Raw genomic sequence first — 3,207 nt, 5'->3', positions numbered from 1 at the left:
GGTTCAGAAGCGGACGCCAGAGGTTTGATGCGGCTTCTGAACGGTTTCGGCTTCACCACCGCGAGTTTCCAGAGCGTCATCGAGCCCAGCGTAGTGCTCGGGTTATTGGGCACCGGCGGAATGTCTCTGCTGGCGGCGCCGCTCACGGTGCTGGTTCTCCTCGTTGCGCTGGTGGCCGTGGGCACGGCTGCCAATAATCGTGGCTACGCGGTTCAGCGTCTCCAAGGGCGAAGACGCTGCGAGGCTCTTGCATTCGATTTGTCGGCGTTGGGTAAGTTCTACCTACAATCACTGGGCGTTCTGGCCGTTCTGGCCGTCGTGGGCTCCTTCTTTTACAATCATTGGCATCAATTGGGCGTATGGCTGTTGCTGTGGCTGGCCGCGACATGCATGGGGGCACTGCTCGCCTTGGCCACGCACGCACTGACGCTGGTGGTGGTGTGGCATTCATCTCTCCAACAGGCTCTAAAAGGAGCGGGATCATCACGTTGGATGCTGGCCTGCGTATATGTGGTGAGAATCCTGTCATTGTTCATGGTGTTCGTCGTTTGCGCCCTCGCGGTCAACGACACGGTGACACTGGTCAAAGCGCAGCAACGCTACGACCTATGGTCGGGGGCGACCCAGCTCGGCAAAATCTCTTTGGGTGGGGGAACCTTCTCCGCCGACGGCCAGTCTGACATGAAAGCAACCGTTAAGCGGGTCGGAACATGGGAAAAGGATCTGAACGAGCAGGGAAAACTGCTCATATCGGTCGCCAATCCCGGATCCGGCATGAGCAACAACAAAGACCTGACCCTCCATGGTCAGCCCCACGACGTCCTCTACGTAAATGACGCCTACCTGCGTCTGCAGAAGGTAACCGATACCCATGGCCAAAGAATTCACGCTCCTCGCCAGAGCACGGGGGTAACAATCGTGATTCCCGAGTCCTATATGGACGAGAAAGCGCAGATAATCGACGTGATCGCCAAGGATATGGACTCGCGCGGGCAGTACAGCACAACCGATCGCAACGCTAAACCCAGCATCGACGTGGTCACCGCGCCGGCAGGGCAGAAGCGTTTCACTTACACCGCTGCCGATATTCGCACACTCCCGGGAGCGTATCAGCCCGAGTCGGTAATCCACGACCCGATCCTGGTTGTTCTGCCCACGAATACGCCTTTCCTCCCTGATGGTGACTACTACGGATATACGACGTGGGGAAGCATCCTGGCAATGAATACACGCCAGGCCATCGCAGATATGAAGGCGAGGCCGCAATTGACCCGGGATGTGTTGGGCATCAGTCCGGCAGCCCAAAACGCTGCGGAGGACCTTGCGACTGCCCACTTGTCGCTGGCGACCAGCATCCTCAACGTCTTGCTGGGCCTGTCGGCCACCCTGGTCACGACCATTGGATTGGCTGTGGTATATACCCGCCGCCGAGCGCAGTTCATCTTCGCCGCGCGCATCAGCGGATGGCGGTATCCGACCATGTTCCGACGCCTGTTCACCTTTGACGCGATGATGACCACCTTCATCGTCGCCGGGGTAAGTATCGGGCTCTGGGCCATTCTCGGATCCCTTACCACCGCGGGGGTCGCCGAGAGTCCCGCCATCGGCGTTCTGCGTCTCATCATTCCCATAGCCGGACCGCTGGTTGCCACCGGAGCCGTTGGTGTGCTGGTCGGCTCGGTTTTCTGGTGCGCCAACACCATCGTCGCCGCGCATAGTGCCGATGTGGCATAAGGAAAGGGCAATCAAATATGATCACCGTAACGAACCTTTCAAAACGCTTTGGAGATCACACCGTCTGGTCGAATCTGAACACGAACTTCGACAAAGGCCAACTCCACGCGATCACCGGGCCATCAGGTTCAGGCAAGACCACTCTGCTCAACTGCATCGGACTGCTGGAAAAACCCACTTCCGGATCCATCGATCTGGACGGGCGGCCCCTCATCGGCATAAGCTCCGGCGCATGCCAACGGTATAGAAGAACCCGTCTGGGCTATCTCTTCCAGAACTACGCGCTCGTCGAGAACGCCACCGTATCCTTCAATCTGCGCATCGCCCTTGGACCTGGCCGCCTGACGAAAGCGAAAAAAGCCGCGCAGGCGTCCGCCCTCGATACGGTAGGTCTGAGCGGTTATGAGCGACGGCCCATCTATGAGCTTTCCGGTGGCGAGCAGCAGCGCGTGGCCCTCGCGCGCCTCATCGTCAAGCAGTCCGACATCATCATGGCCGACGAGCCGACCGGCGCGCTCGACGACGCCAACTCCAGCATGGTCATCGACACCCTCAGAACCATGGCAGACCAAGGCGCCACCATACTCATCGCCACGCACGACCACACCGTCATCGACGCGTGCGACACAACGCTCAATGTCAACCATCCTGTGACCGGCAGTGTGTGACCGGCAGTGTAAGAAGTGAACCGGAGCGGAACTGATCGGGTGCTACAGGGGCGGCGAGGGGGGCGGATGCCCCCTTCACGGGTTTCTCCTCTGATCCGCTGATCGCGGCTGTCATCGTTGGATCGCTTGTGGTCGTCTTCACTTCGGTGCTCCCGGCATGCGCTCTTTCGCGTTGATGAAAGGCGAAAGTGCCCCCCCTCGGATTCGAACCGAGAACCCACGACTTAAAAGGACGCTGCTCTAACCATTGAGCCAGAGGGGCAACGAGGAAAGATTATAGCATAACGCTCGGTTGACGCGCAGAAGCGTTTCCGCCCCGATTCGTGGATGGAGTTCCCTAGTTGAATCCGACGACGCGCTCGGCCACCCGGTATCCGCGGCGGATGATGAGTCTGCCCGTGTGTCCGGGAAGATTGATCGCCCGGGAGATGAGCTTGTGCCGCACATCGTGCCCTATCCGCGGTGAGAACGCGTCGATGTCCTTCCACAACTGCTGCTTGGCCTCGTAGTTCTTCGGATCTTTGGACAGGATGAGGAACACGCTGGTGACAAGGCTGTTGATGGCAAGGAAGTGGATCATGTACCGGTACAGCCCATCGGGCACGGTGCCCTTCTCAGGAGTGGCAAGCGTCATCAGTCTGTTCACGCGTCGCAGCTGGTCGACCCGGCGGATCATCACATCGGTCTGCACGGACTGGCCGTCACGGCCGATGAAGTAATGGTAGAAGGGCGTGTCCAGGTACATGATGCTCGTCACCCAGGGGAAGGGCTGGTACGAGTAGATGAAGTCCACGTAGAAGGTGTG

2 protein-coding genes, 1 tRNA gene and 1 pseudogene are annotated in these 3,207 nt (G+C 59.2%); 2 read left to right on the top strand and 2 right to left on the bottom strand.

Going from position 1 to position 3,207, the window contains the following annotated elements; translation table 11 throughout:
• Both Q1X90_RS00185 and Q1X90_RS00180 read left to right on the top strand, forming a co-directional pair.
• Positions 1–1,734 (top strand): hypothetical protein (locus Q1X90_RS00185; RefSeq protein ID WP_300765646.1); only part of this gene is annotated, 1,734 nt, incomplete at its 5' end.
• Positions 1,735–1,751: 17 nt separating this feature from the next.
• Positions 1,752–2,402, top strand: coding sequence for an ATP-binding cassette domain-containing protein (locus Q1X90_RS00180; RefSeq protein ID WP_022861187.1), 651 nt, complete (start codon positions 1,752–1,754; stop codon positions 2,400–2,402).
• A gap of 189 nt (positions 2,403–2,591) precedes the next feature.
• Here the strand turns inward: Q1X90_RS00180 and Q1X90_RS00175 are convergent.
• Positions 2,592–2,664: transfer RNA gene (locus tag Q1X90_RS00175), tRNA-Lys, on the bottom strand.
• Between the two features lie 75 nt (positions 2,665–2,739).
• Positions 2,740–3,207, bottom strand: a pseudogene (locus Q1X90_RS00170) (glycosyltransferase family 2 protein); the annotation flags it as partial.

The organism is uncultured Bifidobacterium sp., assembly GCF_949292005.1.
Lineage (GTDB): Bacteria > Actinomycetota > Actinomycetes > Actinomycetales > Bifidobacteriaceae > Bifidobacterium.
This window is presented reverse-complemented; position numbering and strand designations above follow the sequence as displayed.

What these genes read in the sequence shown, in the direction of transcription:
- Q1X90_RS00180 (WP_022861187.1), top strand. Translation starts at nt 1,752, where the DNA reads ATGATCACCGTAACGAACCTTTCAAAACGCTTTGGAGATCACACCGTC.